This is a genomic window from Kitasatospora sp. CM 4170 (genome assembly GCF_032110285.1).
Classification (GTDB): Bacteria; Actinomycetota; Actinomycetes; order Streptomycetales; family Streptomycetaceae; genus Kitasatospora; species Kitasatospora aburaviensis.
This window is the reverse complement of sequence record NZ_CP134877.1, coordinates 7,610,008-7,635,625: the sequence shown is the minus strand read 5'-3', so window position 1 is coordinate 7,635,625 and position 25,618 is coordinate 7,610,008. Positions and strand designations below refer to the sequence as shown.

General features: G+C 73.7%; 24 protein-coding genes and 1 pseudogene. 16 read left to right on the top strand and 9 right to left on the bottom strand.

All coding sequences use genetic code 11. The annotated features are described in order from the left end of the window. Positions 1-22 precede the first annotated feature (22 nt). Together RMN57_RS32210 and ccrA are read left to right on the top strand one after the other, a co-directional pair. On the top strand, positions 23-235 hold the full coding sequence (locus RMN57_RS32210; RefSeq protein WP_313766812.1) for an MbtH family NRPS accessory protein: 213 nt from the start codon (positions 23-25) through the stop codon (positions 233-235). A gap of 83 nt (positions 236-318) precedes the next feature. Further along, positions 319-1,482: a crotonyl-CoA carboxylase/reductase gene (gene ccrA, locus RMN57_RS32205; RefSeq protein WP_313768044.1), complete on the top strand. Its 1,164-nt coding sequence runs from the start codon at positions 319-321 to the stop codon at positions 1,480-1,482. Here the strand turns inward: ccrA and RMN57_RS32200 are convergent. From RMN57_RS32200 to RMN57_RS32190, 3 genes are read right to left on the bottom strand one after another with little or no spacing between them, the layout of a single operon-like run. Next, positions 1,466-2,275, bottom strand: coding sequence for a 4'-phosphopantetheinyl transferase superfamily protein (locus RMN57_RS32200; RefSeq protein ID WP_313766811.1), 810 nt, complete (start codon positions 2,273-2,275; stop codon positions 1,466-1,468). The two genes, ccrA and RMN57_RS32200, sit on opposite strands and share 17 nt — an antisense overlap. Continuing rightward, entirely contained in the window at positions 2,272-3,747 is a 1,476-nt protein-coding gene (locus tag RMN57_RS32195; protein WP_313768043.1) for an AMP-binding protein, read from the bottom strand. The genes RMN57_RS32200 and RMN57_RS32195 overlap by 4 nt, the downstream gene beginning before the upstream one ends. Then, a complete protein-coding gene (locus RMN57_RS32190) occupies positions 3,747-3,995 on the bottom strand; it encodes an acyl carrier protein (RefSeq protein WP_313766810.1) in 249 nt (82 codons plus the stop codon). Before RMN57_RS32190 ends, RMN57_RS32195 begins: the two co-directional genes overlap by 1 nt. 308 nt (positions 3,996-4,303) lie before the next feature. On the opposite strand from RMN57_RS32190, the gene paaA reads away from it, so the two are divergent. The 10 genes and pseudogenes from paaA (at position 4,304) to RMN57_RS32140 (ending at position 13,277) form a co-directional block, all read left to right on the top strand. Further along, complete coding sequence (gene paaA, locus RMN57_RS32185; RefSeq protein ID WP_313766809.1) at positions 4,304-5,353, top strand: 1,2-phenylacetyl-CoA epoxidase subunit PaaA; 1,050 nt, start codon at positions 4,304-4,306, stop codon at positions 5,351-5,353. Continuing rightward, positions 5,350-5,625: pseudogene (gene paaB, locus RMN57_RS32180) on the top strand (1,2-phenylacetyl-CoA epoxidase subunit PaaB); the annotation flags it as partial. The gene paaA and the pseudogene paaB, both read left to right, overlap by 4 nt. 103 nt (positions 5,626-5,728) lie before the next feature. After that, positions 5,729-6,529, top strand: a complete 801-nt coding sequence (paaC, locus tag RMN57_RS32175; protein WP_313766808.1) for a 1,2-phenylacetyl-CoA epoxidase subunit PaaC — start codon at positions 5,729-5,731, stop codon at positions 6,527-6,529. Beyond that, entirely contained in the window at positions 6,526-7,071 is a 546-nt protein-coding gene (paaD, locus tag RMN57_RS32170; RefSeq protein ID WP_313766807.1) for a 1,2-phenylacetyl-CoA epoxidase subunit PaaD, read from the top strand. The genes paaC and paaD overlap by 4 nt, the downstream gene beginning before the upstream one ends. Before the next feature lie 6 nt (positions 7,072-7,077). After that, positions 7,078-8,175, top strand: a complete 1,098-nt coding sequence (locus RMN57_RS32165) for a 2Fe-2S iron-sulfur cluster-binding protein (protein ID WP_313766806.1) — start codon at positions 7,078-7,080, stop codon at positions 8,173-8,175. 55 nt (positions 8,176-8,230) lie between these two features. Continuing rightward, positions 8,231-9,004 carry an SDR family oxidoreductase gene (locus tag RMN57_RS32160; RefSeq protein WP_313766805.1) on the top strand — a complete coding sequence of 258 codons (774 nt, stop codon included), beginning with the start codon at positions 8,231-8,233 and terminating at the stop codon, positions 9,002-9,004. A 17-nt stretch (positions 9,005-9,021) separates the two neighbouring features. Continuing rightward, on the top strand, positions 9,022-9,858 hold the full coding sequence (locus RMN57_RS32155; RefSeq protein ID WP_313766804.1) for a tryptophan 2,3-dioxygenase family protein: 837 nt from the start codon (positions 9,022-9,024) through the stop codon (positions 9,856-9,858). Next, positions 9,851-10,810, top strand: a complete 960-nt coding sequence (locus RMN57_RS32150) for an alpha/beta hydrolase (RefSeq protein WP_313766803.1) — start codon at positions 9,851-9,853, stop codon at positions 10,808-10,810. Before RMN57_RS32155 ends, RMN57_RS32150 begins: the two co-directional genes overlap by 8 nt. Further along, positions 10,807-12,060 carry a kynureninase gene (kynU, locus tag RMN57_RS32145; RefSeq protein ID WP_313766802.1) on the top strand — a complete coding sequence of 418 codons (1,254 nt, stop codon included), beginning with the start codon at positions 10,807-10,809 and terminating at the stop codon, positions 12,058-12,060. Before RMN57_RS32150 ends, kynU begins: the two co-directional genes overlap by 4 nt. A gap of 239 nt (positions 12,061-12,299) precedes the next feature. Next, positions 12,300-13,277 (top strand): cytochrome c oxidase assembly protein, encoded by a 978-nt coding sequence (locus RMN57_RS32140; protein WP_313768042.1) that lies wholly within the window; start codon positions 12,300-12,302, stop codon positions 13,275-13,277. Positions 13,278-13,370: 93 nt separating this feature from the next. On the opposite strand, the gene RMN57_RS32135 is transcribed toward RMN57_RS32140, so the two are convergent. Continuing rightward, entirely contained in the window at positions 13,371-14,090 is a 720-nt protein-coding gene (locus RMN57_RS32135) for a TetR/AcrR family transcriptional regulator (RefSeq protein ID WP_313766801.1), read from the bottom strand. Between the two features lie 144 nt (positions 14,091-14,234). Between RMN57_RS32135 and RMN57_RS32130 the strand changes: the two genes are divergently transcribed. Continuing rightward, a complete protein-coding gene (locus tag RMN57_RS32130) occupies positions 14,235-15,707 on the top strand; it encodes an MFS transporter (protein WP_313766800.1) in 1,473 nt (490 codons plus the stop codon). 108 nt (positions 15,708-15,815) lie between these two features. Here RMN57_RS32130 and RMN57_RS32125 read toward each other — a convergent pair whose 3' ends face one another. The 3 genes from RMN57_RS32125 to RMN57_RS32115 all read right to left on the bottom strand — a co-directional run bounded on the left by RMN57_RS32125 (position 15,816) and on the right by RMN57_RS32115 (position 19,091). After that, entirely contained in the window at positions 15,816-18,038 is a 2,223-nt protein-coding gene (locus RMN57_RS32125; RefSeq protein WP_313766799.1) for an NADP-dependent isocitrate dehydrogenase, read from the bottom strand. A 164-nt stretch (positions 18,039-18,202) separates the two neighbouring features. Beyond that, positions 18,203-18,649 (bottom strand): DUF4180 domain-containing protein, encoded by a 447-nt coding sequence (locus RMN57_RS32120; RefSeq protein WP_313766798.1) that lies wholly within the window; start codon positions 18,647-18,649, stop codon positions 18,203-18,205. Continuing rightward, positions 18,642-19,091 (bottom strand): helix-turn-helix domain-containing protein, encoded by a 450-nt coding sequence (locus RMN57_RS32115; RefSeq protein ID WP_313766797.1) that lies wholly within the window; start codon positions 19,089-19,091, stop codon positions 18,642-18,644. Before RMN57_RS32115 ends, RMN57_RS32120 begins: the two co-directional genes overlap by 8 nt. 253 nt (positions 19,092-19,344) lie before the next feature. Here RMN57_RS32115 and RMN57_RS32110 point away from each other — a divergent pair, with 253 nt between their 5' ends. Together RMN57_RS32110 and RMN57_RS32105 are read left to right on the top strand one after the other, a co-directional pair. After that, complete coding sequence (locus RMN57_RS32110; protein WP_313766796.1) at positions 19,345-19,644, top strand: SAV_915 family protein; 300 nt, start codon at positions 19,345-19,347, stop codon at positions 19,642-19,644. Beyond that, positions 19,641-19,958 carry a hypothetical protein gene (locus RMN57_RS32105; RefSeq protein WP_313766795.1) on the top strand — a complete coding sequence of 106 codons (318 nt, stop codon included), beginning with the start codon at positions 19,641-19,643 and terminating at the stop codon, positions 19,956-19,958. The genes RMN57_RS32110 and RMN57_RS32105 overlap by 4 nt, the downstream gene beginning before the upstream one ends. A 125-nt stretch (positions 19,959-20,083) precedes the next feature. Here RMN57_RS32105 and RMN57_RS32100 read toward each other — a convergent pair whose 3' ends face one another. Continuing rightward, entirely contained in the window at positions 20,084-21,409 is a 1,326-nt protein-coding gene (locus RMN57_RS32100) for a DUF2254 domain-containing protein (RefSeq protein ID WP_313766794.1), read from the bottom strand. 615 nt (positions 21,410-22,024) lie between these two features. Between RMN57_RS32100 and RMN57_RS32095 the strand changes: the two genes are divergently transcribed. Further along, the gene (locus RMN57_RS32095) at positions 22,025-23,680 is read left to right on the top strand and encodes an APC family permease (RefSeq protein WP_313766793.1); all 1,656 of its coding nucleotides are present in this window, start codon (positions 22,025-22,027) and stop codon (positions 23,678-23,680) included. A 92-nt stretch (positions 23,681-23,772) separates the two neighbouring features. On the opposite strand, the gene RMN57_RS32090 is transcribed toward RMN57_RS32095, so the two are convergent. Beyond that, on the bottom strand, positions 23,773-25,398 hold the full coding sequence (locus RMN57_RS32090) for an FAD-dependent monooxygenase (protein WP_313766792.1): 1,626 nt from the start codon (positions 25,396-25,398) through the stop codon (positions 23,773-23,775). Between the last annotated feature and the right edge of the window lie 220 nt (positions 25,399-25,618).

Below are 25,618 nucleotides of genomic sequence, written 5' to 3'. Positions count from 1 at the left end.
CCCCGTGAGACAGGAGAGAACCGTGTGCAGTCCGTTCGAGGACCGCGGCGACGAGGCGTCGCACCTGTTACTGGTGAACGCCGCAGGTGAGCACTCGCTCTGGCCGGTCTTCGCCGAGCTCCCGGCCGGCTGGCGGCAGGCGCTGCCGGCCGCCTCCCACCGTGCCTGCCTGGCGGCGGCCGAGCACGCCGCCGCCTCCCACCCCGGTACCACCGCCCGAGGAGTCTTCCGGTGACGCAGCCGAGCCAGGTCCCCTTCGCCGAGAAGGACCTCTACGAACTGGGCGACGCCCCCGAGTTGGGGCGGACGCCGCGGCGGATGTACGCCTCGCTGATCCGCCGGGAGCGCTACGGCCGCCCCGCGGACGCCTTCCGCACCGAGGTGGTGGACGTGCCGCCGGTCGGCCGCAACCAGGTGCTGGTGAAGGTGATGGCGGCCGGCGTCAACTACAACAACGTCTGGGCGGCCCAGGGCTACCCGCTGGACGTGATCGCGGCCCGGCAGAAGCAGGGCGCCACCGAGGACTTCCACATCGGCGGCTCCGACCTCTCCGGCGTGGTCTGGGCCACCGGCGAGGGGGTGCAGCAGTTCCGGCCCGGCGACGAGGTGGTGGTGCTCGCCAGTACCTGGGACGAGCACGCCGAGGACATCCGGCTCGGCGCCGACCCGGCGACCTCCGCCAGCCAGCGGGTGTGGGGCTACGAGGAGAACTACGGCTCCTTCGCGCAGTTCGCGGTGGTGGGCGAGTACCAGCTGCACCCCAAGCCCGCCCGGCTGTCCTGGGCCGAGGCCGCCTGCTACCTCGCGACCGCGGCCACCGCCTACCGCCAGCTGTTCGGCTGGGAGCCGCACGCCGTCCGGCCCGGCGACCCGGTGCTGATCTGGGGCGGCGCGGGCGGTCTGGGCAGCATCGCGATCCAGCTGGTCCGGCACGCCGGGGGCGTCCCGGTGGCGGTGGTCTCCAGCGCGGAGCGCGGTGAGTTCTGCGTCCGCCTGGGCGCCCACGGCTGGATCGACCGGCGCGACTTCGACCACTGGGGGCGGCTGCCGGACGCCACCGACCAGGAGGCGATGGCCCACTGGCTCAAGGGGGCCCGGGCGTTCGGCCGCCGGTTCTGGGAGGTGCTGGGCGAGCGGCGGGCTCCGCGGATCGTGCTGGAGCACTCCGGCCAGGACACCATCCCGACCTCGATGTACCTGTGCGACAACGCCGGCATGGTGGTCATCTGCGGCGGCACCACCGGCTACAACGGCGACGTGGACCTGCGGTTCCTGTGGATGCGGCAGAAGCGCCTGCAGGGCTCGCACGTGGCCAGCGCCCGCGAGGCGCGGGAGGTGTCCGCGCTGATCGCGCAGGGGCACATCGACCCGTGCCTGTCGCGCACCTTCGGCTTCGAGGAGGTCGGGCTGGCGCACCAGCTCATCCACGACAACCAGCACCCGCCGGGCAACATGGCGGTGCTGGTCAACGCCCGACGGTAGGGCCGGACAGCGCCTGGGCGGGCAGCGCCGTCCAGCAGAACACCCCGTCGCCCGCGGCGCTGACCCGGACCAGCGCCGCGGGCGGCGGTGCGCCCGGCGCCCGGGCGGTGCCGGGCGCACCCGGCAGGTCCGGCATGCCCGGTGGGTCCGGCGCGGCCGGCAGGACCGGCCGCAGCCGGAAGGCCCGCGGCCGGGCGCCGGCCGGCGGCGGGTCGGCGGTCAGGCGGGCCACGGTGAGCGCGCCGAAGGTCTCCGGCTGCAGACCGCACAGCAGCTTGAAGGCCGCCTCCTTGGCGGAGAACAGGGCCAGCAGCCGGTGCTCCGCGCCCGGCGTACCGGCGTCGCCGGCCCAGGCCCGCTCCGGCCCGGTCAGCACCAGACGTGCCGCGGCGGCCGGCAGCCGGCGCAGCTCCAGGTCGCAGCCGACCGCGGCGTGCCGGCCGAGCGGCGCGGCGACGGCCACCGCGAGGCCGGCCGAGTGGCTGATGGACAGCGTCCAGCCGGCCGGCGCCAGCGGGCGGCGCCCGGCCCGACCGATCTCGCCACCCGGGCCGCCGGCCGCGCGCAGGGCCCGCCGCGCCGCCCACCGGCCGGCCAGGAACTCGCGGCGCCGGGTGGGCGGCATCCCGGCCGCGGCCTGTGCCTCGCTCGGCCCGGCGGGAGTGGCGTCCACGTGCTCGGCGTCGCCGGCCCTGGCGACGGCCCAGCCCAGGGAGAGGCCACGGGCGGCCAGTGCAGCGCGAAGCGGCGGCAGGTCGTCCAGGACCTGCCGCCGCACGAGCTCCGCGGTCACGCCCGGAGCAACTTCTTGACGATCTTTCCGGCCGGATTGCGCGGCACCTGCTCGATGAACTCGATCCGCGCCGGGCGCTTGTAGGGCGCCAGCCGCTCGGCCAGGTGGCGCAGCAGCTCGGCGCGGCCGGTGCCCGCCTCGGCCACCACGTAGGCCAGCGGGACCTCGCCGTAGTCGGCGTCGGGCATGCCGACCACGGCCGCGTCCCGCACCGCCGGGTGCTGCAACAGCACCCGCTCGATCTCGGACGGGTAGACGTTCTGCCCGGCCCGCAGGATGAGGTCCTTGGTGCGGTCGACCAGGTGGATGCGGCCGGACCGGTCGATCCGGCCGAGGTCTCCGGTGCGGATCCAGCCGTCCGCCGTGGTGATCTCGGCGGTGGCGTCCGGGTTGTGCAGGTAGCCGTGCATGACGCCCGGCCCGCGGACCACGATCTCACCGATCGCCTCCGGCTCCACCTCCCGCCCGTCCGCGCCGATCGCGCGTACGGACATGCCGGGGACGACCCGGCCGGCCGGGATGATCTCGCCCACCGCGTCCGGGGCCGGGTGCTCCTCCGGGCCGAGGGTGACGAACGGGCCGCCGACCTCGGTCATGCCGTAGACCTGCCGGAACCCGCAGCCCAGCCGCTCGGCGGCCGCCGCGTAGACCTCGCGGGGCATCGGCGCGGCGCCGTACATCACCTCGCGCAGGGTGCCGAGTTCGGCGCGATCCAGGGCCTTGGCCTGCAGCATGAAGCGCAGCATCTGCGGGACGAGCCAGATGTGCGTGGCACGGTGGGTCTCGACCGCGGCCAGCGCGCGCTGCGGGGTGAAGCCGGGCATCAGCACGGCGGTGGCCCCGGCGGCCAGGTAGGTCAGCGTGACCACCATGCTGCCGTGGTAGAGCGGGCAGCAGGTGACCAGCACCATGTCGTCGGCCGGCCTGCTGACGGCCAGCCAGCCGAGCGCGATGGCCCGGAACGACCGCTGGTCCACCACGACGCCCTTGGCCCGCCCGGTGGTGGCCGAGGTGTGCAGGATCGCGACGGGGTCGGTGTCGGCGACCTCCGGCAGCTCGAACTCCGCCTCGTCCGCACCGAGTTCCGCGAAGGCCGGCTCGTCCAGGGCGATCCGCCGCGACACCGGGAGGTCCGCGAAGCGCTCCAACAGCGCCGTCTCACCGATCAGGGCGGCCGGCTCGACCCGCTCCACGATCTCGGCGACCTCGGGCACCGTCAGACTGTGGTTGAGCGGCACGAACAGCGCGCCGAGCCGGGCCAGCGCGAAGTAGGTCTCCAGCACCTCGACGCGGTCCAGCGAGAGCACCACCACCCGGTCACCGGGGGCGATGCCGAGAGCCCCCAGCCCCCGGGCGAGGCGGACGGTGCGCTCGTGGAACTGGGCCCAGGTCACCGAGCGGTGCTCGTCCACCAGCGCCACCCGGTCCGGGAAGCACTGCCGGTTGCGGTCCGTCAGCTGGCTGAGCCACATCACGCGCCGCCGGACTGCAGGGCGGCGCTGCGCTCCTCGACGAAGCGCTCGTAGTCACCGATCGTGGCGAGCTTCTCCATGTCCTCGGCGGTGACCTCCACGCCGGTGCGCTGCTCGATGAGCAGGACCAGGCGCACCAGGTCCCCGCTGTCGATGCCGCTGGCCGCGAGGTCGACGTCGTCACCGATCCCGTCGGTGTACTCCGAGGTGCCGGTCAGTTCCACCAGCATCGACCTGATCAGGCTCATGGTTTCCCTTTCGCTGTGCGCTCGTTCGCTTCATGCGCTTGGTCACTTCGCCGGGAGCCACCGTCCACCGCGTCGCTCGCCGCTCGTCGCGCGGCCGCCGCGGGCGGCGGCTCCGGCACTGCTCTCACCTCTGGAAGGAGGGACGCCACCGGCCCGGCACTCCCCACCCTGTGCGTGACCTTCGTCACGCACCGGAATCGGCGGCGCCGGGGATAGCCCGCGCCGATCGGCGCCTCTTTCTGTTTCGGAGGCGCCGGTCGCGACGACGCGGCGCCCGGACCGGCAGGAGAGCTGAGGGAGTGGCCAACATGACCGGCGGGCATCAGCCGACGCTTCGGGCGCCGGCCACCGGGCAGGGCGAACGGGGCGGACAACTGCACCGGGAAGACGAGGAGTTGCTCGCGCGGTTCGAGGCGCTGGTGGCGGCCGGCGAGACCGTCGAGCCCCGCGACTGGCTGCCCGACGGCTACCGGCGGATGCTGATCCGGCAGATCGCCCAGCACGCGCACTCGGAGATCATCGGCATGCAGCCGGAGGGCGCCTGGCTGACCCGGGCGCCGTCCCTGCACCGCAAGGCGGCCCTGCTGGCCAAGGTGCAGGACGAGGCCGGGCACGGCATGTACCTGTACTCGGCGGCCGAGACCCTGGGCGTGGACCGCGCCGATCTGATGGACGCGCTGCACCGCGGCCAGCAGCGCTACGCGGCGACCTTCGACCACCCCGCGCTGACCTGGGCCGACACCGGCGCCATCGCCTGGCTCACGGACGGCGCCGCGGTGGTCAACCAGGCGCCGCTGACCCGTACGTCCTACGGCCCCTACGCGCGGGCGATGCGGCGGGTCTGCCAGGAGGAGGCGTTCCACGTGCGGCAGGGCTACGACCAGTTGCTGTCGCTGAGCCGGGGCACGCCGGAACAGCACCGGATGGCCCAGGACGCGGTGAACCGCTGGTGGCTGCCGGCGGTGGCGCTGATGTTCGGCCCACCGGACACCGAGGCGGGCGGCGCGGGCGCGGCGGTCGGCTCGGCGGTCTCCCGGCGGGCGATCGCCTGGGGCATCAAGCAGCACACCAACGACGAGCTGCGCCAGCGCTTCGTGGACCTGGTCGTGCCGCAGGCCGAGAGCCTGGGCCTGAGCCTGCCGGACCCGGCGATCCGCTGGAACCCCGAGCGCGGCCACCACGACTTCGGCCCGATCGACTGGCCCTGCTACCGGCGGGCGCTGGCGGAGGGCACCCACTGGGCGCGGCGGCGCCTCGCGCACCGGGAGGCGGCCCACCGGGACGGCGCCTGGGTGCGGGAGGCCGCCGAGGCGTACGCGAGGCGCGACGGTGACGAGACGGCGGAGGTGGCGTCATGACCGGCGGGAACGGCGACCCGTCGGCGTCCTGGGAGGTGTTCCTGCGCGCCAGGCGCGGGCTGGCCCACCAGCACGTCGGCTCGGTCCGCGCGGCGGACCGGCGGCTGGCCCTGGCCACCGCGCGCGACCTCTTCGCCCGCCGCGGCGAACCGCAGTCCCTGTGGGTGGTCCGCTCGGACCAGGTGCACGCGGTCTCGCCGCAGGAGAAGGACCCGTACTTCTCCGGCGCGGCGGACAAGCCGTACCGCTACCCCGGCCACTACGCGCCGCTGGGCGGTCCCGAGACGGCCGAGACGGCCGGGACGGCCGAGAGCACCGGGACCGCCGGGACGTCCGGAACGTCCGAGCCGTCCGGGTCCACGGAAGGAGCGGGCCATGACCGCTGACACGACGGCCGGCGCCGCCGCCGGGGCGACGGTGGCGCGGGAGCACGACCTCGCCCGCTGCACGCTCGGACTCGGCGACGACGCACTGGTCCTGGCCCAGCGGCTGTGCGCCTGGATCACCCGGGCGCCGAGCATCGAGGAGGACCTGGCGCTGTCCAACATCGCCCTGGACCTGCTCGGCCACGCCCGGGTCCTGCTGACCATGAGCGGCCGCCTGGACGGCACCGGCCGCAGCGAGGACGACCTGGCGTACCTGCGCGACGGACGCGAGTTCCGCAACACGCTGCTCACCGAGCTCCCGAACGGCGACTTCGCCGTCACGGTGGCCCGGCAGCTGCTCTACACGCACTACGCGCGCCTGCACTACGCCGAGCTGGCGGGCTGCGCCGTCCCGGAGCTGGCCGCCTTCGCCGGGCGCGCCGCGACGGAGGTGGGCTACCACCGGGCGCACGCCGACGGGTGGACGGTCCGGCTGGGCCTCGGCACGGCCGAGAGCCGCCGCCGGATGCAGGACGGCCTGGACCGGATGTGGCCGTACGCCGCCGAGTTGTTCGAGGCGGACGAGGCCGTGGCGCGGCTGGCCGCGGCCGGCCTGGTCCCCGCCCCGGACGAGGTGCGCGAGCGCTGGCAGCGCGAGGTGACCGAGGTGGTGGACCGGGCGGGACTGCGCGTGCCCGAGCCCTCCTGGTCGGCCGGCGGCGGGCGGGACGGGCGCCACTCGGAGGAGTTCGGGCTGCTGCTGGCCGAGCTCCAGTCGGTCCACCGCCAGTACCCGGGGGGCGTCTGGTGAGCGTCCCGGAACCGGCCCGCGCGGCCGCCTGGTCTCCGCCGTCGCGCCCGCCCACCCGGGGACTGGCCGAACTGCGCTCCGCCGTCGAGGAGTTGCCCGATCCCGAGCTGCCCATGGTGACCCTCGGCGACCTGGGCGTCGTGCACGAGGTCCGGATCGGCGCGGACGGCACGCCGGAGGTGGAGCTCACCCCGACCTTCCTGGGCTGCCCGGCGATGGAGGTCATCGAGCGGGCGGTGCGCGGCGTGCTCGCCGAGGCCGGCCACCCGGCGGGCCGGGTGCACCGGGTGCTGGTCCCGGCCTGGAGCACCGACCGGATCAGCGAGCGGGGCCGGCGCCGGCTCGCCGCGCACGGGATCGCCCCACCGGGGCGCCCGGCCGGGGCCGGGGCCCGGCCGGTGACGCTGGAGCTCGGGCCGTCCTGCCCGCACTGCGGGTCAGCGGCCACCCGGCCGCTGAGCCCGTTCGGGGCCACCCGCTGCCAGTCGATCCTGCAGTGCACGGCCTGCCGCGAGACGTTCGCACAGTTCAGGGCGGGGTGAGGCGAAGTGCGGAGCACGATCGACGAGACCAGGCGGCCCGCCGGGCAGCACGGTTGGCACGCACTGACGGTGAGCGGGCTGGACCGCCTCACCGACGACACCGTGGCGATCACCCTCGCGGTGCCGGACCGGCTGGCGGAGGCCTTCTCCCACCGGGCCGGGCAGCACGTGGTGGTCCGCCACCGGCAGGGCGAGCGCGAACTGCGGCGCTGCTACTCGGTCTGCCCGCCGCCGTTCGACCCCGGCCGGCTGCGGCTGATCGTCAAGCGGGCGAGCCCGGACGGCTTCGGGGCGTACGCGACGACCCGGTTGGCGGTGGGGGACCGGCTGCGGGTCTCCCCGCCGGCCGGCACCTTCCGGCTGGCCCCCGCACCGGTCGGGCACCACGTGCTGCTGGCCGGCGGCACCGGCATCGCCCCGCTGCTGGCGATGGCCGCGGCCGCGCTGCGCGACGACCCGCGCTGCCGCGTCTCACTGCTGTACGCCGCCCGCGGCGCCGGCTCGCTGCTGCTGGCCGACGAGCTGGCCGACCTGAAGGACGCCCACCTGGGCCGGTTCAGCGCGCTCCAGGTCTTCTCCCGGGAGCGCCGGGAGGCGGACCTGCTCTCCGGCCGGCCCGACGGCGACCGGCTGCGGCGCCTGCTGTCCGCGGCGGGCACCGGGTTCGACGCGGCCACCGCCTTCTACCTCTGCGGGCCGTGGGGGCTGGTGACGCTGGCCCGAGCCGCGCTCGCCGAGGCCGGCGCGGCCGAGCGGCAGATCCGCGTGGAGCTCTTCTCGCCCGAGGGGACGCCCGCCGCGGTACCGGTGCCGCCGGCCGGCCGAAGCGTCCGGGTCACCGCACGGCTCGGCGGCCACACCGCCGACGCCCGGATGCTGCCCGGCGACCGCACGCTGCTGGACGCGGTGCTGCGGGTCCGGCCGGACGCACCGTACTCCTGCCGGGTCGGGCTCTGCGGCAGCTGCCGCGCCCGGGTGGTCTCCGGCTCGGCGGTGCTGGACAGCCAGTACGCGCTCGACCCGGCCGAGGTGGCGGCCGGCTACACCCTCACCTGCCGTGCCCGTCCGCAGACGGATGCGGTCGAACTCGACTTCGACGCCTGAGACCTCGGGCGTCCCGACCGCCGGACCCAGCAGGGCCGGCGCAGAGAGGAACGACATGACCCCGACCAGACTCGCCGAGCGGACCGCGCTGGTGACCGGCGGCGGCCGCGGCATCGGCCGGGCGATCTCGCTGCGGCTGGCCGCCGAGGGCGCGCTGGTGGCCGTGCACTACGGCCACGACCACCAGGCCGCACAGGACACCGTCAAGCAGATCGAGGCGGACGGCGGCCGGGCCTTCGCCCTGCGCGCCGAGCTCGGTGTGCCGGGCGACGCCGAGGCCGTCTGGGACGGCTTCGACCAGGGGCTGGCGGCCGTCGGCGCGCCGGCCGGGGTGGACATCGTGGTGAACAACGCGGGCGTCACGCTGCCCAAGCCCCTCGCGGACGTCACCGAGGAGGACTACGACCGGGTCTTCGCCGTCAACACCCGCGCGCCGTTCTTCATCCTCCAGCGCGCCCTGCCCCGGCTGCGCGACGGCGGCCGCATCGTCAACATCTCCTCGGGCGCCGTCCGGATCGGCTACCCCGCGATCGCCGCCTACACCATGACCAAGGGCGCGCTGGACGTGCTGACCCCGGCCCTGGCCCTGCAGTTGGGCCCGCGCGGCATCACCGTCAACACCGTCGCGCCCGGCTTCACCGACACGGCGATCAACCCGACCCTCGCCGACCCGCAGATCCGCAGCGCCCTCGCCGCGCACTCGGCCTTCAACCGGCTCGGAACGCCCGCCGACATCGCCGACGTGGTGGCCTTCCTGGCCGGTGACGACGCCCGCTGGATCACCGGCCAGTGGATCGACGCGACCGGCGGCGTCCACCTCGGCCTCTGACACCCTGGAGCCCACAGATGATCAACCGAACGCCCGTCCCCGGCGACGCCGCCGACCTGGCCGTCTTCGCGGGCACCTCGCCGTACGAGGACTACGTGCACGCCTCGGTGCTCGGCTCGCTCCAACAGCCGTTCACCGACGCGCCCGACGAGATGGGTTTCCTGGTCACCACCCAGGTGATGGAGCTGTGGTTCAAGCTGATCGTGCACGAGTGGCGCGCGGCCTGCGACGCGTTCGCCAAGCAGGACCTGCCGGCGGCGCTGGACGCCCTGGAGCGCAGCCGCCGCGCCCACCTGTCGCTCAATGCCAGCTGGACGCCGCTGGCCGCGCTGACGCCGGTGCGCTTCAACGGCTTCCGGGCCGCCTTCGGCAAGGCCTCGGGCGCCCAGTCCGTCCGGTACCGGATGATGGAGTTCCTGCTCGGCGAGAAGTCCGACGCGATCCTGGACGCCCATCGCGGGGACCCGGTGGAGCACTCCGAGCTGGGTGAGCACCTGCACGCCCCCTCGCTCTGGGACGAGGCGCTGCACTACCTGCACTCCCAGGGCCACGAGGTGCCGCAGGCCGTGCTCCAACGGGACGTCACCCAGGCCTACGAGCCGGACGAGGGCGTCGTCGAGGTGTGGCGGCGGATCTACCGCGGACCGCAGCACGATCCGCTCCTGCGGTTGGGCGAGCTGCTCACCGACATCGCCGAGTCGGTCGAGCGCTGGCGCACCGACCACCTGCTGGTGGTGCGGCGCGCGATGGGTGCCAGGCCGGGCAGCGCCGGCACCTCCGGGCTGGACTGGCTGGACCGCCGCGCACGGCGCCGGGTCTTCCCGGAGCTCTGGACGGTGCGCAGCGATGTCTGACCCGACGCCCGACCCGACCGCCGCGGCCGCCACGACGACCACCACGACGAAGGCCGCCACGACGAAGGCCGCCGCCACGACGACCACGGCCGGCAGAACGGTTTCCGCCTTCGCCGCCGAGGAGGAGCGGCGGGTGCTCGGCCTCCGGCCGGTGCTGGCCCCGGTCCACGGCCGCTACGGCGACCACCCGCACCAGGTCTACGACCTGTGGCCGGCCGAGGGCGGCCAGGACGACGCGCCCCTGGTGATCCTGCTGCACGGCGGTTACTGGCGCTACGACCGGATGCACCTGACACCGTTCGCCGCCTACCTGGCCGGGCAGGGGCTGACCACCGTGCTGCCGGGCTTCCGCCGCTCCGGCGGCGCGGGCGGCTTCCCCGAGACCTTCGACGACATCGCGCGGATCGTGGACACCCTCCCGGCCGGGCGGCCGTACGTCCTCGCCGGGCACTGCTCGGGCGGCCACCTGGCGCTGTGGGCCGGGGCCCGCGGCCTGCTGCCGGCCGACTCCCCGTGGCACAGCACCGAGTCGCCCACCGCGATCCTCGCGCTGGCCCCGCTCACCGACCTCGGAGCCACCGTCCGCGACCGGCTCAGCGAGGACGCGGCCCTGCAGCTGCTCGGCGGCCCGGAGGCCGCACCCGAACGGCTGCCGCTGGTGGACCCGGTCACCCTGCTGCGCGGGCCGGGCACCACCGGGGTGCGCACCGTCCTGCTGCACGGCGCGGCCGACGAGGAGGTGCCGCTCGGCCAGTTCACCGACTACGCCGCCGTCCACCGGGACCTGGAGGTGGTCGTGCTGCCGGACACCGGCCACTACACCCTGATCGAGCCCGGCGCGCCGGGTGCCCGCGCGGTCGCGGAGCAACTGCACCGGCTGGCGGCGGAGTTCACCGCCGGGCGCACCACCGCGAGTGCCACGGCCGCCGGGAGCGCCGGGAGCACGGCATGAGCAGCACCGCCGGACGCCTCGCCGCCCGGGCCGCCGCACTGGACTCCGCCGACCCGCTGTCCGGCCTGCGCGAGCGCTTCCTGCTCCCGCCGGGCGTCGTCTACCTGGACGGCAACTCGCTCGGTGCCCTGCCCGCGGCCGTCCCGCCGGTGCTGGCGGACGCGGTGCACCGGCAGTGGGGCACCGGTCTGATCCGCTCCTGGAACGAGCACGCCTGGTGGCAGGCCCCGCTGCGGGTCGGCGACGCGGTCGGACGGCTGGTCGGCGCGGCCCCGGGGCAGGTGGTGGTCGGCGACTCCACCAGCGTGCAGCTGTTCAACGCGCTGAGCGCGGCGGTCCGGCTCCGCCCCGGCCGGCCACTGCTGGTCGTCGACCGGGACCACTTCCCCACCGACCGGTACCTCGCCGCCTCCGTCGCCCGGATCCACGGCCTCCGGCTCCGCTCGGTGCCGGCCGACGCGCTGGCGGACCTGCTGTCCCGGGAGGGGGAGCGGGTGGCCGCCGTGCTCGGTGCGCCGGTGGACTACCGCACCGGCCGGCTGACCGATCCGGCGGCCGTCACCCGGGCCGCCCACGACGCCGGCGCGCTGGCGGTGTGGGACCTGTGCCACGCCGCCGGGGCGCTGCCCCTCGACCTGGACGCGCTCGGCGCCGACCTGGCCGTGGGCTGCGGCTACAAGTACCTGTGCGGCGGCCCCGGCGCCCCGGCCTTCCTCTACGTGGCCCACCGCCACCAGGCCGGCTTCGACCACCCGCTGACCGGCTGGAACGGCCACGCCGACCCGTTCGACCCCACCGAGGAGTACCGTCCCGCCGAGGGCATCGCCCGCGCGCGGATCGGCACCCCGCCGATGCTCTCCCTGCTCGCCCTGGAAGCCGCCCTCACCGTCTTCGACGGCGTCGACCCGGCCCGGCTGCGCGCCAAGAGCCTCTCGCTGACCGGCTTCCTGATCGACTGCGCCGACGACCTGCTCGCCACGGAGGGTTTCACTCCCGTCACTCCGCGCGAACCGGCCCGGCGCGGCAGCCAGGTCGCCCTGCGCCACCCCGAGGCGTACGCGCTGGTCCGGGCCCTGGCCGATCGCGAGGTGATCGGCGACATGCGCGCCCCCGACCTGCTCCGCTTCGGCGTCAACGCCCTCTACGTGTCCCACGCCGACGTACTGCGCGCCATGACCACCCTGCGGGAGATCGCCGGCGAGCGCGCGCACCGGCCGTACCTGGCCGGGCAGCGGGCGGTGGTGACCTGAGGCACGGCCGGTGGACCGGACGGCCGTCCCGGCGCGGCCCGCACGTCCGGCCCGGGTGGGACCGGCGCCGTCCGCCCCCGACCCTTCCCGGCCCGGCTCGCCGCCGGAAGGGGGCCGGGGGGAGGCCCGGAGTAAGGCCCGCCTAGGCTGTAGGGCGAACCAAAACGGGCGAACCGGACCCACCCAGGGGCCGCGACGAGGGAAAGCAGGACCCGCCGATGGGCGACGGAATGTCAGGGATGCACCACCACGGCGGGATGTCGCAGCTGGGACCGTTCTCCCTCTCCAACGTCATGACCTGGTCCCCCGACTGGGTCTTCCTGATCGGCAGCCTGGTCGCCCTGGCGCTGTACGTGACCGGCGTGGTCCGGCTGTACCGCCGCGGCGACCGCTGGCCGGTCGGCCGGACCGTCGGCTGGGTGGCGGGCGTCGGCTCGGTGATCCTGGTCACCTGCACCGGGCTCAACGACTACGGCATGGTGCTGTTCAGCGCGCACATGATGCAGCACATGGTGCTCTCCATGCTCTCGCCGATCCTGCTGCTGCTCGGAGCGCCGATCACGCTGGCGCTGCGCTCGCTGCGGCCGGCCGGCAAGGGCCGCCCGCGCGGCCCCCGCGAGCTGCTGGTGGCGCTGCTGCACAGCACCTACGTCCGGGTGGTCTCGCACCCGGCGTTCACCATTCCGCTGTTCATCGCGAGCCTCTACGGGGTGTACTTCACCCCGCTGTTCGACTTCCTGATGCAGTACCGGCTCGGGCACATCTTCATGATGGTGCACTTCCTGGCCGCCGGGCTGGCGTTCTTCTGGCCGATCATGGGCGTGGACCCGGGCCCGCACCGGCCCGGCCACGTGATGCGGATCATCGAGCTGTTCATGGGGATGCCGTTCCACGCGTTCTTCGGCGTGGCCGTGATGATGGGCAGCCACCAGCTGGTGAGCACCTTCACCGAGGCGGGCGCCCCGCCCGGCACCGACCTGCTGGCCGACCAGAAGCTGGCCGGCGGCATCACCTGGGCGTTCGGCGAGATCCCGACCGCGATCGTGCTGATCGCGCTGGTCTACCAGTGGATGCGGTCCGAGGAGCGGCTCTCCCGCCGCCGGGACCGTGCCGAGGACCGCAACGGCGACGCCGAGCTGGCGGCGTACAACGCCTACCTGGCCTCGCTCGACAAGCGCAACCAGCGCCCGGCGGCCCCGGCCGCCGACGCCGGCTGAGCCGGCCGCAGGAGCCCCCGCCCGACCACGGGCGGGGGCTCCTGCGTTGTCCGGCCCGGCCGGCCCCGAACACGCGCGGGCCGGGCCACCGGATCAGGCCGCCGGGTCGGTCCCGCCGCCCTGCCGGGCCAGGCCGGCGACCAGGATGTCCAGGCCGAACTCGAACCGCTCGCCCCAGACGTTCCGGGTGAGCGCCACGGCCATCGAGGTGATCATCGGATAGCGGTCGACCGGGATCGTGCCGAAGTACGCCAGGACCTGGTCGGTGAACTCCTGGGAGTTCCCGCCGCTGCGGGTCGAGGCCTCGAAGGTGGTCGCCGTCGTGTACAGCCCGAGCAGGTCCACCCCGTACGCGGCGGTCTGCTCGTCCAGGCCGCCGGCGCGCAGGATGGCGAGCATGTTCTCGGCGACGTCCATCGCGTGCGGCGTCCTCGGGACGTTGGCGACCACGGCGGCCTTGGCCAGGTCGCGGTGGCCGAGCAGGACGTCCCGCGAGCGGCGCATCAGCCGCTTCACCTGCTCCTGCCACGCGGCCGGGTCCGGCCGTTCCAGCTCGATCTCGGAGTAGGCGAGGTCGAGGACCAGATCGACCAGCTCCTCCTTGTTGCCGACGTGCGCGTAGAGGCTGGCCGCCCCGGTGTCGAGCTCCTGGCCGACCCGGCGCATGCTCAGCGCGTCCATGCCCTCGGTGTCCACGATCCGCAGCGCGGCCTCGACGATCCGCTCACGCGTCAGCGGCTGGCGCCGGGAGCCGCCCTTCTCCTTCTCCTGCCACTGCCCTGACCAGCTCGAACGCGGGGCGGCACTGGTCATGGAGGGCTCCTTCACGGTCGACGACGCACTCCACCCTACTTGACACGAACACCGTTCCATGGAAGAACACTGTTCGTCACGACAAACAGTGTTCGTTAGGGCGAACGAGGTTCGTCCGGCTCTGAATCCACTCGGAGACCCCGCATGACCAGTCAGACCGCCCCTCCCGCCCCCGCGCCGTCGGCCGCGCCCGAGCCGGCCGGCTACCGGCTGCGCTGGGCCGCCCTCGCGGTGATCCTCGCCGCCGAGGTGATGGACCTCCTCGACACCACGATCGTCGGCGTCGCCTCCCCCGCCATCCAGCACGACTTCGGCGGCAGCGACGCGCAGATCCAGTGGATCTCCGCCTCCTACACGCTCGCCTTCGCCGTCCTGCTGATCACCGGCGGCCGGCTCGGCGACCTCTTCGGCCGCAAGCGCCTGTTCGTCGCCGGCGCGGCCGGGTTCACCGCCGCCTCGGTGCTCTGCGCGGCCGCGCCCGGCGCCGGCACGCTGATCGCCGCCCGGACCGTCCAGGGCCTCTTCGCCGCGCTGCTGATCCCGCAGGGGCTCGGCCTGATCAAGGCGATGTTCCCGCCCAAGGAGGTGGGCGCCGCGTTCGGCCTGTTCGGCCCCGTCCTCGGGCTCTCCTCCGTCCTCGGGCCGACGCTGGGCGGCTACCTCACCGACGCCGACTGGTTCGGCACCGGCTGGCGGATGGTCTTCCTGATCAACCTGCCGCTCGGCGTGCTCGCCGTGCTCGCCGCCCTGAAGGTGCTGCCCGCCAACCACACCACCCGCACCCCCGGCGCCGACCGGCTCGACCCGGTGGGCGTCCTGGTGCTGAGCGCCGCCGTCCTGCTCCTGGTCTACCCGCTGGTGCAGGGCCGCGAGCTGGACTGGCCGCTCTGGACGTACGCCGCCATGGCCGCCTCGCTGCCGGTGCTCTGGCTCTTCACCGTCCACCAGCGGCGGGTGCTGCGCCGCGGCGGCACCCCGCTGATCGAGCCCTCGCTGTTCGGCAAGCGCGCCTTCACCTCGGCGCTCGCCACCGGGCTGGTCTTCTTCGCCGCCGTCTCCGGCCTGCTGCTGGTCTTCACCCTCTACCTGCAGCTCGGCCTCGGCTGGACGCCGCTCCACTCCGGCCTGAGCATGATCCCGCTCTCGCTCGGCATCGTGCTCGGCGCCGTCCTCTCCGGCGCCGTCCTCGGCCCGCGGTACGGCCGCAAGGTGCTGCACGCCGGCATGGCGATCGCGGCGGCGGGCGTGCTCGGGCTCTGGGCCTCGGTCGACCACTGGGCCGACGGCCTCACCAGCTGGGAGCTGGTTCCCGCGCTGGCCGCCGCCGGCCTCGGGCTCGGGCTGATCATGGCGCCGTTCTTCGACATCGCCCTGGCCGGGGTGGAGGACTCCGAGACCGGTTCGGCGGCCGGCGTGCTGAACGCGCAGCAGCAGCTCGGCGGCTCGATCGGCGTCGCCCTGCTCGGCACCGCCTTCTTCGGCTGGGCCGGTTCGGACGGCTTCCGCCACGCGGCCGGCTGGACGTACGGCCTCACCGCCGGCCTGTTCGCGGTGACCTTCGCGGTCGCCTTCCTGCTCCCCCGCCACGCCCGCCCGCAGGACGCCCCGGAGGTCTGAGCCCCCGGAAACGCCCCGGAGGCGTGATCTCCACAGCCCCCCGACGCGGGGAGGCCCCCGGGTCCGGTGCGGACCCGGGGGCCTCCCGGTGCTTCAGTTCGGCCGTGGTCAGCCGAGGTCGGCCAGCGCCTCGTTGAAGGTCGCGGACGGACGCATCACGGCCGCGGCCTTGGCCGGGTCGGGCTGGTAGTAACCGCCCAGCTCGACCGGCGAGCCCTGGACCGCGACGAGCTCGGCGACGATGGTCTGCTCCTGCTCGGTCAGCGCCTTGGCCAGACCGGCGAACGCCTGCGCCAGCTCGGCGTCCTCGGTCTGCTTGGCCAGCTCCTGGGCCCAGTACATGGCCAGGTAGAAGTGGCTGCCGCGGTTGTCGATGCCACCGAGGCGGCGGCTCGGCGACTTGTCCTCGTTGAGGAAGGTGCCGGTGGCGCGGTCCAGCGTGTCGGCCAGCACCTTGGCGCGGGCGTTGCCGGTGGACTGGGCCAGGTGCTCGAAGCTGGCGGCCAGCGCGAAGAACTCGCCCAGGCTGTCCCAGCGCAGGTAGTTCTCCTTGACCAGCTGCTGGACGTGCTTCGGGGCGGAGCCGCCGGCGCCCGTCTCGAACAGGCCGCCGCCGGCCATCAGCGGGACGACCGACAGCATCTTGGCGCTGGTGCCCAGCTCCAGGATCGGGAAGAGGTCGGTCAGGTAGTCGCGCAGCACGTTGCCGGTGACCGAGATGGCGTTCTCGCCGCGGCGGATGCGCTCCAGCGAGAACTTGGTGGCCTCGACCGGGGACTTGATCTCGATCTGCAGGCCGGTGGTGTCGTGCTGCGGCAGGTACGCCTTGACCTTCTCGATCAGGACGGCGTCGTGCGCGCGGCTCTCGTCCAGCCAGAACACGGCCGGGTCGCCGGTGGCGCGGGCGCGGGTGACGGCCAGCTTGACCCAGTCCTGGATCGGCAGGTCCTTGGTCTGGCAGGCGCGGAAGATGTCGCCGGGCTGGACGGCCTGCTCCAGGACGACGTTGCCCTCGGCGTCGACGAGCCGGACGGTACCGGCGGCGGCGATCTCGAAGGTCTTGTCGTGGCTGCCGTACTCCTCGGCCTTCTGGGCCATCAGGCCGACGTTGGGCACCGAGCCCATGGTCGCCGGGTCGAAGGCGCCGTGGGCGCGGCAGTCCTCGATGACGGCCTGGTACACGCCGGAGTAGCTGCTGTCCGGCAGCACGGCCAGGGTGTCGGCCTCGTTGCCGTCCGGGCCCCACATGTGGCCGGAGGTGCGGATCATGGCCGGCATCGAGGCGTCGACGATGACGTCGCTCGGGACGTGCAGGTTGGTGATGCCCTTGTCCGAGTCGACCATGGCCAGCGCCGGGCCGTCGGCCAGCTCGGCCTCGAACGAGGCCTTGATCTCCGCGCCCAGGTGCGGCACGTTGTCCAGGCCGTTCAGGATGGTGCCGAGGCCGTCGTTCGGGCTCAGACCGGCGGCGACCAGCACCTCGCCGTACTTGGCGAAGGTCTGCGGGAAGAAGGCGCGGACCACGTGGCCGAAGACGATCGGGTCGGAGACCTTCATCATGGTGGCCTTGAGGTGCACCGAGAACAGCACGTCCTCGGCCTTGGCGCGGGCGACCTGGGCGGCCAGGAACTCGCGCAGCGCGGCGACGCGCATCACGGAGGCGTCGACGACCTCACCGGCCAGCACCGGCACCTTCTCGCGCAGCACGGTGGTGGTGCCGTCCTCGGCCACCAGCTCGATGCGCAGCGCGCCGTCCGCGGCGATCACGGTCGACTTCTCGGTGGAGCGGAAGTCGTTCTCGCCCATGGTGGCGACATTGGTCTTGGAGTCGGCCGACCAGGCGCCCATGCGGTGCGGGTGGGTCTTGGCGTAGTTCTTGACCGAGCCGGGGGCGCGGCGGTCGGAGTTGCCCTCGCGCAGGACCGGGTTGACGGCGCTGCCCTTGACCTTGTCGTAGCGGGCGCGGACGTCCTTGTCCTCGTCGGTCTGCGGGTCGTCCGGGTAGTCCGGCAGCGCGTAGCCCTGCGCCTGCAGCTCGGCGATCGCGGCCTTCAGCTGCGGGATGGAGGCCGAGATGTTCGGCAGCTTGATGATGTTGGCGCCCGGGGTCTTGGCGAGCTCGCCCAGCTCGGCGAGGGCGTCCTCGATCCGCTGGCCCTCCTCCAGACGCTCCGGGAAGCTCGCGATGATCCGCCCGGCCAGGGAGATGTCGCGAGTCTCCACCTGCACGCCCGCCGTCGAGGCGTAGGCCTGGACCACCGGCAGGAACGAGTACGTGGCCAGGGCCGGCGCCTCGTCGGTGTGCGTATAGATGATGGTCGAGTCAGTCATCGGTACTCCGCTTCACGTCTCCAACGTCTTGACGTCAAGATATCTCGTCGATGCCCCCTCGCTCCACCTCCCCCCGCCATGGATTGCGCACGGGCGCCCGCCACCGGGGCGGACGGCGGTCAGCTCCACCGTGGTCCCGGGGCGGGCGCGGGGCAAGCGGAGCGCTACCGGATCCCGGTGATCCCGGCCCCGGCGAGGCGGTCCGCGAGCTCGGCCTCGTCGGCCAGGAACCAGAGCTGCCGTCCGCGGTTGCTCTCCCGGACGAAGTCGCGCAGCGCCTCGCTCGCGGCGACGTGGTGGGCGATGTCACCGAGCACGACCAGGCCGATGCGGTAGTTGACGAACTTCTGCACGATGCCGCCGGCCACCCTGGTGCCGAGCCGGAAGAAGTCCTCGTGCAACCGTGCGACCGGGAGGACGACCCAGGTCGCGCCGAGGCCGAAGGCCTCGCCGATCAGGTCGGTCGCATCGCGCTCCTCGCGGATCGGCGCGCCCTCGGCGGCCACCCGCAGCACCGTGCGGTCGGGAGTCCCGACCGCCTCGGGGGTCTCCGTCGTGTCGCAGGTCACAGCGGTACTGGGGGTCTCAGTGGTGCCGGGGGTCTCAGCCATGCCGGTTCTCCTTGATCAGTGTGTCGACGAGGGCGAGCACGGCCGCGGTGTCGGCCGGGCCGCCCAGGACGACCAGCCGCAGGGTCTCGCGGTCCTCCTCGTGGACGGCCTCGACCCGCAGCGGCGGGCCGCCGTCCCGCGGGCCGGCGATCGCCGCCAGCACCGTGTTGGCCACCCGCCCGGCCTCGGCGCGGCCGATCGACTCGATCCGGACCACGGCGGACACCTCGGCGTACCGCGGCTCGGCGGCGGGCGGCTCGGCGACCGGCGCGCCGGTGAAGGCCTCCAGGTCCTGGCGGGCGATGCGGTACTGCTTGCCGATCCTGGCCGCCCGCAGCCGGCCGTCGCGGATGTAGCCGCGCACGGTGCGGACGTGCAGGCCCAGCAGTTCGGCCACCTGCTCCACCGAGTAGTACTGCGGCACGGAGCCCACCTCTCGCATGATTCCCTCAACAACCGCAACCTACCATTCGATGAGGATGGATAGGGACGTTTAGGGAGTCCGCCAGGAGATCCGCCCCAGGGGCGCGAACGGCTCCGAGGGGGCGTCCGGAAGCGCACGGCGCGTCAGAAGTCCGTCAACACGGCGCCTCATTCGGTCAACGCCGCGTATGGACGGCGCCCGGGCGCCCGCGGCCGCCCTAGCGTCGAAGGAGCAGTTCCGGCAGGCCCCTCCACCACTCGGGAGCACCCGCATGGCCCGCGTCGTCTGGCACGTCCCGGTCACCGTCACCGGACGCACCACCGCCCTCCGCCTCTTCCGCCTGCGCGACGGCCGCCGCTGCGCGGTCGGCTTCGCCTCGGCGGAGGCGCTCACCGCCCTGCTCGGCCCGCAGCAGGCCTCCGTCCGGCTCGCCGAACCGGCGCTGCGCGCGCTCGTCACGCCGCTCGGCGTGGACACCGTGGTCCTGGACCCGCGCCTGGTGGCCCCACCCGTCGCCGGGCCGGCCACCCCGCTCTCCCCCGCCGCGGCCGCCCAGCTCCAGCCCAGGTGACCGCGCTCCATCTCGTCCCCGTTGGCGCCGCACGCCCCGGGGAGGCCGCCCGGCCGCTGCACGCGCTGGCCCGGATCAGCTTCGGACCGGTCCCGCTGGACTTCCACCGCCTCGCGGCGGAGTTCCCGGCGGTGCATAGCGGCCTCGCCCTGGCCGGGGACGCCGACCTGGAGGTCCGCCTCGCCTGCACCGGCCCGGCGGAGCTGCGGGCGGTCGCGGCCGCCCTGCAGCGTTCGGGTGCGGCCCGGGTCCGGATCGAGCTGGTGCTCCGGTCCCTCGACCCGGGCCCGCCCCCGATCCGCCCGGTCTCGTGAGCCGGCGGTCCGGTCCGGAGCGATCGTGATCTTCACGCCGCCGCCCGCACGGCATAGGGGCGGCGGTGGCACGGCCGACCGACCGACCCGGACCGACCTACGGAGGGACGTGCCTGGCGCCCTGCTCAGCCGATCCCCTGGCGGTCGGGATCCAGGGCGAAGGCGCGGACGTCCGGGTCGGCCAGGTTCTCGGCCACGGCACGTTCCAACAGCTCGCGCTGCTCCAGGAGTTCGCGGCGCCGCGGCTCGGGGGCGATCCGCAGCAGGTCGTCCAGGGCGGCGGCGAGCCGGCGGGTCACTTGGGGGTGTCCGGCGCCGCAGAGGCGGATCTCGGTGAACGCGAGGTCGACCACGCAGCCCCAGTCCGGCACCGGTTCGACCAGCCGGACGGTGCCGGTCCTGTCCCGGTAGCAGAGGTCGCCAACGCTCTCATGCGCCACCATCCCGAGCAGTTGGTGGATCCGGTCGACGGCCTGGACGGCGGTGGTCGGGTCGTTGACGGCCGGCGAGAGCGCGCGGATCGCGATGTCCACCAGCTGCCGGAAGCCGAAGCCGAGGTCCTGGTGCATGGTCCGTTCGACACCGACGTTGAAGGCCTGGGCGATCCGGCGCGGGCGCGGCGGCCGGTCGGCGGCTCCGACGACCCGGACGATCGGGGTACCGGGGGTGACGAAGTCGCCGATCCGGGGCACCAGATGGAGCACCACGTCGTGCTTGCGGGCGATCCGCACCAGCCGGGCGACGGCGATGTCGCGCAGTACGCCGGACCGGCCCTCGTGCAGCAGGGTGGGCGCCCCCTCGGGGACGACGGGCGGCCGCGCCTCGGGCGGCATCAGCCGGTACTGGTGGACGACCGCCACCGACTCGTCGGCGATCCGGTCGATGACGTGCGGCACGCGCAGCAACCGCATGGTCGCCTGCACGTAGAACACGAACAGCCCGAGGCTGAGCAGCACCAGCAGCACCGCGGTGAGGCCGGAGAACAGCGGCACCGCGGTGACCTCGGCCGGGTCGGTGGAGTCGTCGTAGCTGAGCTGGACCAGCAGCGAGAACAGGAAGGTGGCGAGGCAGACCGAGAAGGTGGCCTTGGTCAGCCGACTGCGCACGTAGAGCCGGAGCACGCGCGGCGAGAACTGGCTGGCGGCCATCTGGAGGGCGACCAGGGAGATCGAGAACACCACGGCGATGAACGTGAGCATCGCCGAACTCACCGTGGAGACCACGCTCCTGGCCGCGCCGTTGAACCGCATCAGCTCGTCGGCCGAGCCGGTCTCGGCGACGGTGGCGGAGACCGCCTGCTCGTCCAGCCAGGCCGTGAGGGAGGCGAGCAGCACGGCGCCGATGCAGGCCAGCAGCGGGGCGAACCAGAACGAGTCCCGCAGGTGCTCCCGCAGCGGCGAGAGCGGGTGGTAGCGGACCGGTCGCGACGGACCGGGCGTGCGATCGGTCATCGCCCCAGGCTAGGTCCTCTCTTTCGGATCTTGTCGGATCAGCGCGCGGCGCTGGAGTGCGTGCATCGGCGGTGCGGAGGAGGGAGTCCATGCGGTGGGGGTACCTCCCGGCCGGAGGCTGGGGGCCATCGGCGACCGACGACAAGCCGGCGAGGTGCGTGCTCCGGCGTCGCACGCCCGGCAAGATCCGAAAGAGAGGACCTAGGTGCGGGACGAGCCCCGGCTCGGGCGCGCCACGCGCCGATCCGCCGGCCCGAGGAGCACGCGGACACGGCGGTGGTGGCGCATACCGTGGCGGACGAACGACCCGGGCGGCAGTAGCCGTCACCCGTTCGAGTCGGCATCACTATGCAGGGACGGCCATTTCTATAACTCGATTCGCCGTCAAGAGTGCATGATCCCGGGGCGAACCTCAATTCGCGCTCAAGCGTTGAACCTACCCATCAGTTACGTAACACATGTATGAACTGAATGCCCCCTACCTGCGGCGATGTAGGGGCGAAGTAGGTAAACATTCAGCAAAGGAATCTGTGCAGAGGCCTATGAATACGCCTACTGTGTGGCAACTCTCCGCGCTCCGATGGCCGGGGCCCCCACACCACAGAGAGATTTCGCATGGCATCCCTCAACCAGCTCTCCCCGCCGAGCACCGGTACCGACTCCGGTACCACCAACCACCGCTCGCTGCGCCGCGAGGTCGGACTGATCGGCCTCATGTGGGCCTCGGTCGGCTCGATCATCGGCTCCGGGTGGCTGTTCAGCGCCAAGAACGCCTCCATGGTCGCCGGCCCCGCCGCCCTCATCTCCTGGGGCATCGGCGCCATCGCGATCGCACTCCTGGCGTTCGTCCACGCCGAGCTCGGCGGCCTCTTCCCCGTCGCGGGTGGCACCGCCCGCTACCCGCACTACGCCTTCGGCGGCCTGGCGGGGATGTCCTTCGGCTGGTTCTCCTGGCTTCAGGCGGCGACCGTGGCGCCGATCGAGGTCTTCGCCATGATCAACTACGCCACGCACTGGTCCTTCGCCGAGGGCCTGCAGCGGCCCGACGAGACGCTGACCACCAGCGGCCTGATCGTCGCCGTCTTCCTGATGGCCCTCTTCGTCGCGGTCAACTTCCTCGGCGTCAAGGTGCTCGCCCGCACCAACAGCATCACCACGTGGTTCAAGATCGCTGTCCCGCTGGCCACGATCTTCGTCCTGGCCATCACCAACTTCCACCCGGGCAACTTCACCGAGCACGGCTTCGCGCCGTTCGGCATCAAGGGTGTCCTCACCGCGATCAGCACCAGCGGCATCATCTTCGCCCTGCTCGGCTTCGAGCAGGCCCTGCAGATCTCCGGTGAGAGCAAGAACCCCAAGCGCGACATCCCGCGCGCCGTCATCGGCTCGGTCAGCATCGGCACCCTGATCTACGTCCTGCTCCAGGTCGTGTTCATCGCCGCGATCCCCGCCGCGAGCCTCGCCGGCGGCTGGGCCGGCCTGGACTTCGAGGGCATCAGCCGCCCCTTCGCCGGCCTCGCGATGACCGTCGGCCTCGGCTGGCTGGCCTACGTCCTCTACGTGGACGCCATCGTCTCCCCCGGCGGCGCCGGCCTGATCTACACCACCTCCACCTCGCGCATCTCCTACGGCCTGAGCAAGAACGGCTACGCGCCGCAGGTCTTCGAGAAGGTCGACAAGAACGGCGTGCCGTACTTCGGCCTGATCATGTCCTTCGTGACCGGCGTGATCTGCTTCCTGCCGTTCCCGAGCTGGCACGAGCTGGTCGGCTTCATCACCTCCGCGAGCGTGCTGATGTACGCCGGTGCCCCGCTCGCCTTCGGCGCGCTGCGCCGCCGCCTGCCCCACCGCGAGCGGTCCTACCGCCTGCCCGGCGGCGCCGTCATCTCGCCGCTGTCCTTCGTGGTCGCCAGCCTGATCATCTACTGGTCCGGCTGGGAGACCCTGTACCGCCTGGGCTTCGCCATCCTGATCGGCTACCTGCTGCTCGGCGGCTACGCGGTCTACGCGATCCGCAAGGGCCTGCCGAACGCCCCGCGCCTGGACTGGCGGGCCGCCCAGTGGCTGCCGGCCTTCCTGGTGGGTCTCGGCGTGATCTCCTGGCAGGGCACCTTCGGCGGCCAGGGCAACATCCCGATGTGGTGGGACATGCTCGTGGTCGCGGCCTTCGCCCTCGGCATCTACTTCTGGGCGATCCGGGTCGCGCTGCCGGCCGACGTGATCGAGCAGAACATCGAAGACGTGGAGGTCGTCGACGCGGGCGGTCACTGACGCACCCCACCGCCCCCTCGACGATCGACCACCCGACGCACGGGCCCGCCGGTTCCACCGGCGGGCCCGTGCCCTGTGCTGCGAGGCGGGTGCTAGATCTTCAGCACCGCGCGAAGTGCCGTCGCCACCGCCGACTCCGGGTCCGCGGCGGCGCCCTCCGAGCGCCAGGCGACGAAGCCGTCCGGGCGGACCAGCACCGCGCCGTCCGGGCGCACGCCGTGCAGCTCGGTGAAGTCCGCCCCGGGCTCCGGCGCCAGGTCGTCCTCCGCGCCGGTGCCGATCCGGTAGGCGTCCAGCGGGACGGCCAGCCGGTCCGCGGCCCGCCGCGCACCGTCCAGCCAGGCCCCGCCCTCCGGGCCGGTGAGCAGCACCATCGCCTGCTCGTACAGGTCGAGCGTGGAGAGCTTCACCCCGGCGCGCAGCAGCCACTGGTGCGGCGCCCGGCTGCCGGGCTCGCCGTTCGCCCCGAACTGCTCCGGCACCACCGGGCCGGCCGGGTCCGTCCCGACCACGGCGCCCGCGGGGTAGCGGTAGCCCAGCGCCACCGCCAGCACCCCGGCCTGGCGTCCGACGCCCGGCACCACCGCGTACCCGGGGTGGCTGTGCTCGGCAGACCGGGCCGAGGCGCGCTCGCCGGTGACCCGCGCCACCGGCTGCCGCTCCCGCCCGTACGACTCCAGCAGCTCCGGCCCGGCCCAGCCGCAGAGCACCGCGGCCAGCTTCCAAGCCAGGTTGTGCGCGTCCTGGATGCCGGTGTTGGAGCCGAACGCGCCGGTCGGCGACATCTCGTGCGCGGAGTCCCCGGCCAGGAAGACCCGGCCGGCGGAGTACCGGTCGGCCACCCGCTCGGCCGCGTGCCAGGGCGCCTTCCCGGTGACCTCCACCTCCAGGTCCGGGATGCCGACCGCGGCCCGGATGTGCCGGACGCAGCGCTCGTCGGTGAACGCCTCCAGCGGTTCGCCGTGCTCCGGGTGCCAGGGCGCGTGGAAGACCCACTCCTCGTGGTTGTCCACCGGCAGCAGCGCGCCGTCCGCCTCCGGGTTGGTCAGGTAGCAGGCGATGAAGTGCCGGTCGCCCACCGCCTCGGCCAGCCGCTTGGCCCGGAAGGTGATGCTGACGTTGTGGAACAGCTCACCCTTCCCGGACTGGCCGATGCCCAGCCGTTCCCGGGCCGGGCTGCGCGGACCGTCCGCGGCGACCAGGTACTGCGCCCGGACGGTCCGCTCCTCACCGGTCTCCCGGCTGCGCAGCAGGGCCGTGACGCCCTCGGCGTCCTGCTCGAAGGAGACCAGCTCGGTGCTGAACCGCACGTCGCCGCCCAGCTCGCGGGCGGCCCGCAGCAGCACCGGCTCCAGGTCGTTCTGGCTGCACAGGCACCACGCGCTCGGGCTGAACCGGGCCAGCCGCCCGCCCGGGTCGATCTCCCGGAACAGCCACTCCTGCTCCGCGCCGGTCAGCGAGGGGGCCTGCAGGATGCCGTGGTTCGCGGCGAGCACCGAGGCGGCCTCGCGGATCGCCGCCTCGATCCCGGCGACCCGGTAGAGCTCCATCGTTCGGACGTTGTTGCCTCGGCCACGCGGGTGATGCGAGGTGTCGGCGTGCTTCTCGACCAGCAGGTGTCTGACACCCAGTCGGCCCAGGAAGAGTGAGGCCGACAGCCCGACCAGCGAGCCGCCGACGATCAGGACCGGCACCCGGTCGTCAACCTTCGGATTCATCAATTGCTCCAGCCTGTACGGGGGTTCGCGGCCCGGCTGCGGGGCACGGCGCCGCCCTCGGCGGGGCCGGACGGACAGCGGCCCCGTCCTTCCATCCCCCGCGCCGGGGGCGTTCTGCCGCCTCTTCGCTCGGATGGCCCGCATATCTCGCGCAACCCGTGGGGTCCGCGCACGATCGACCTCAGGCCTGGCGCCGAACGCCAGGGCCGACCGCCACCGC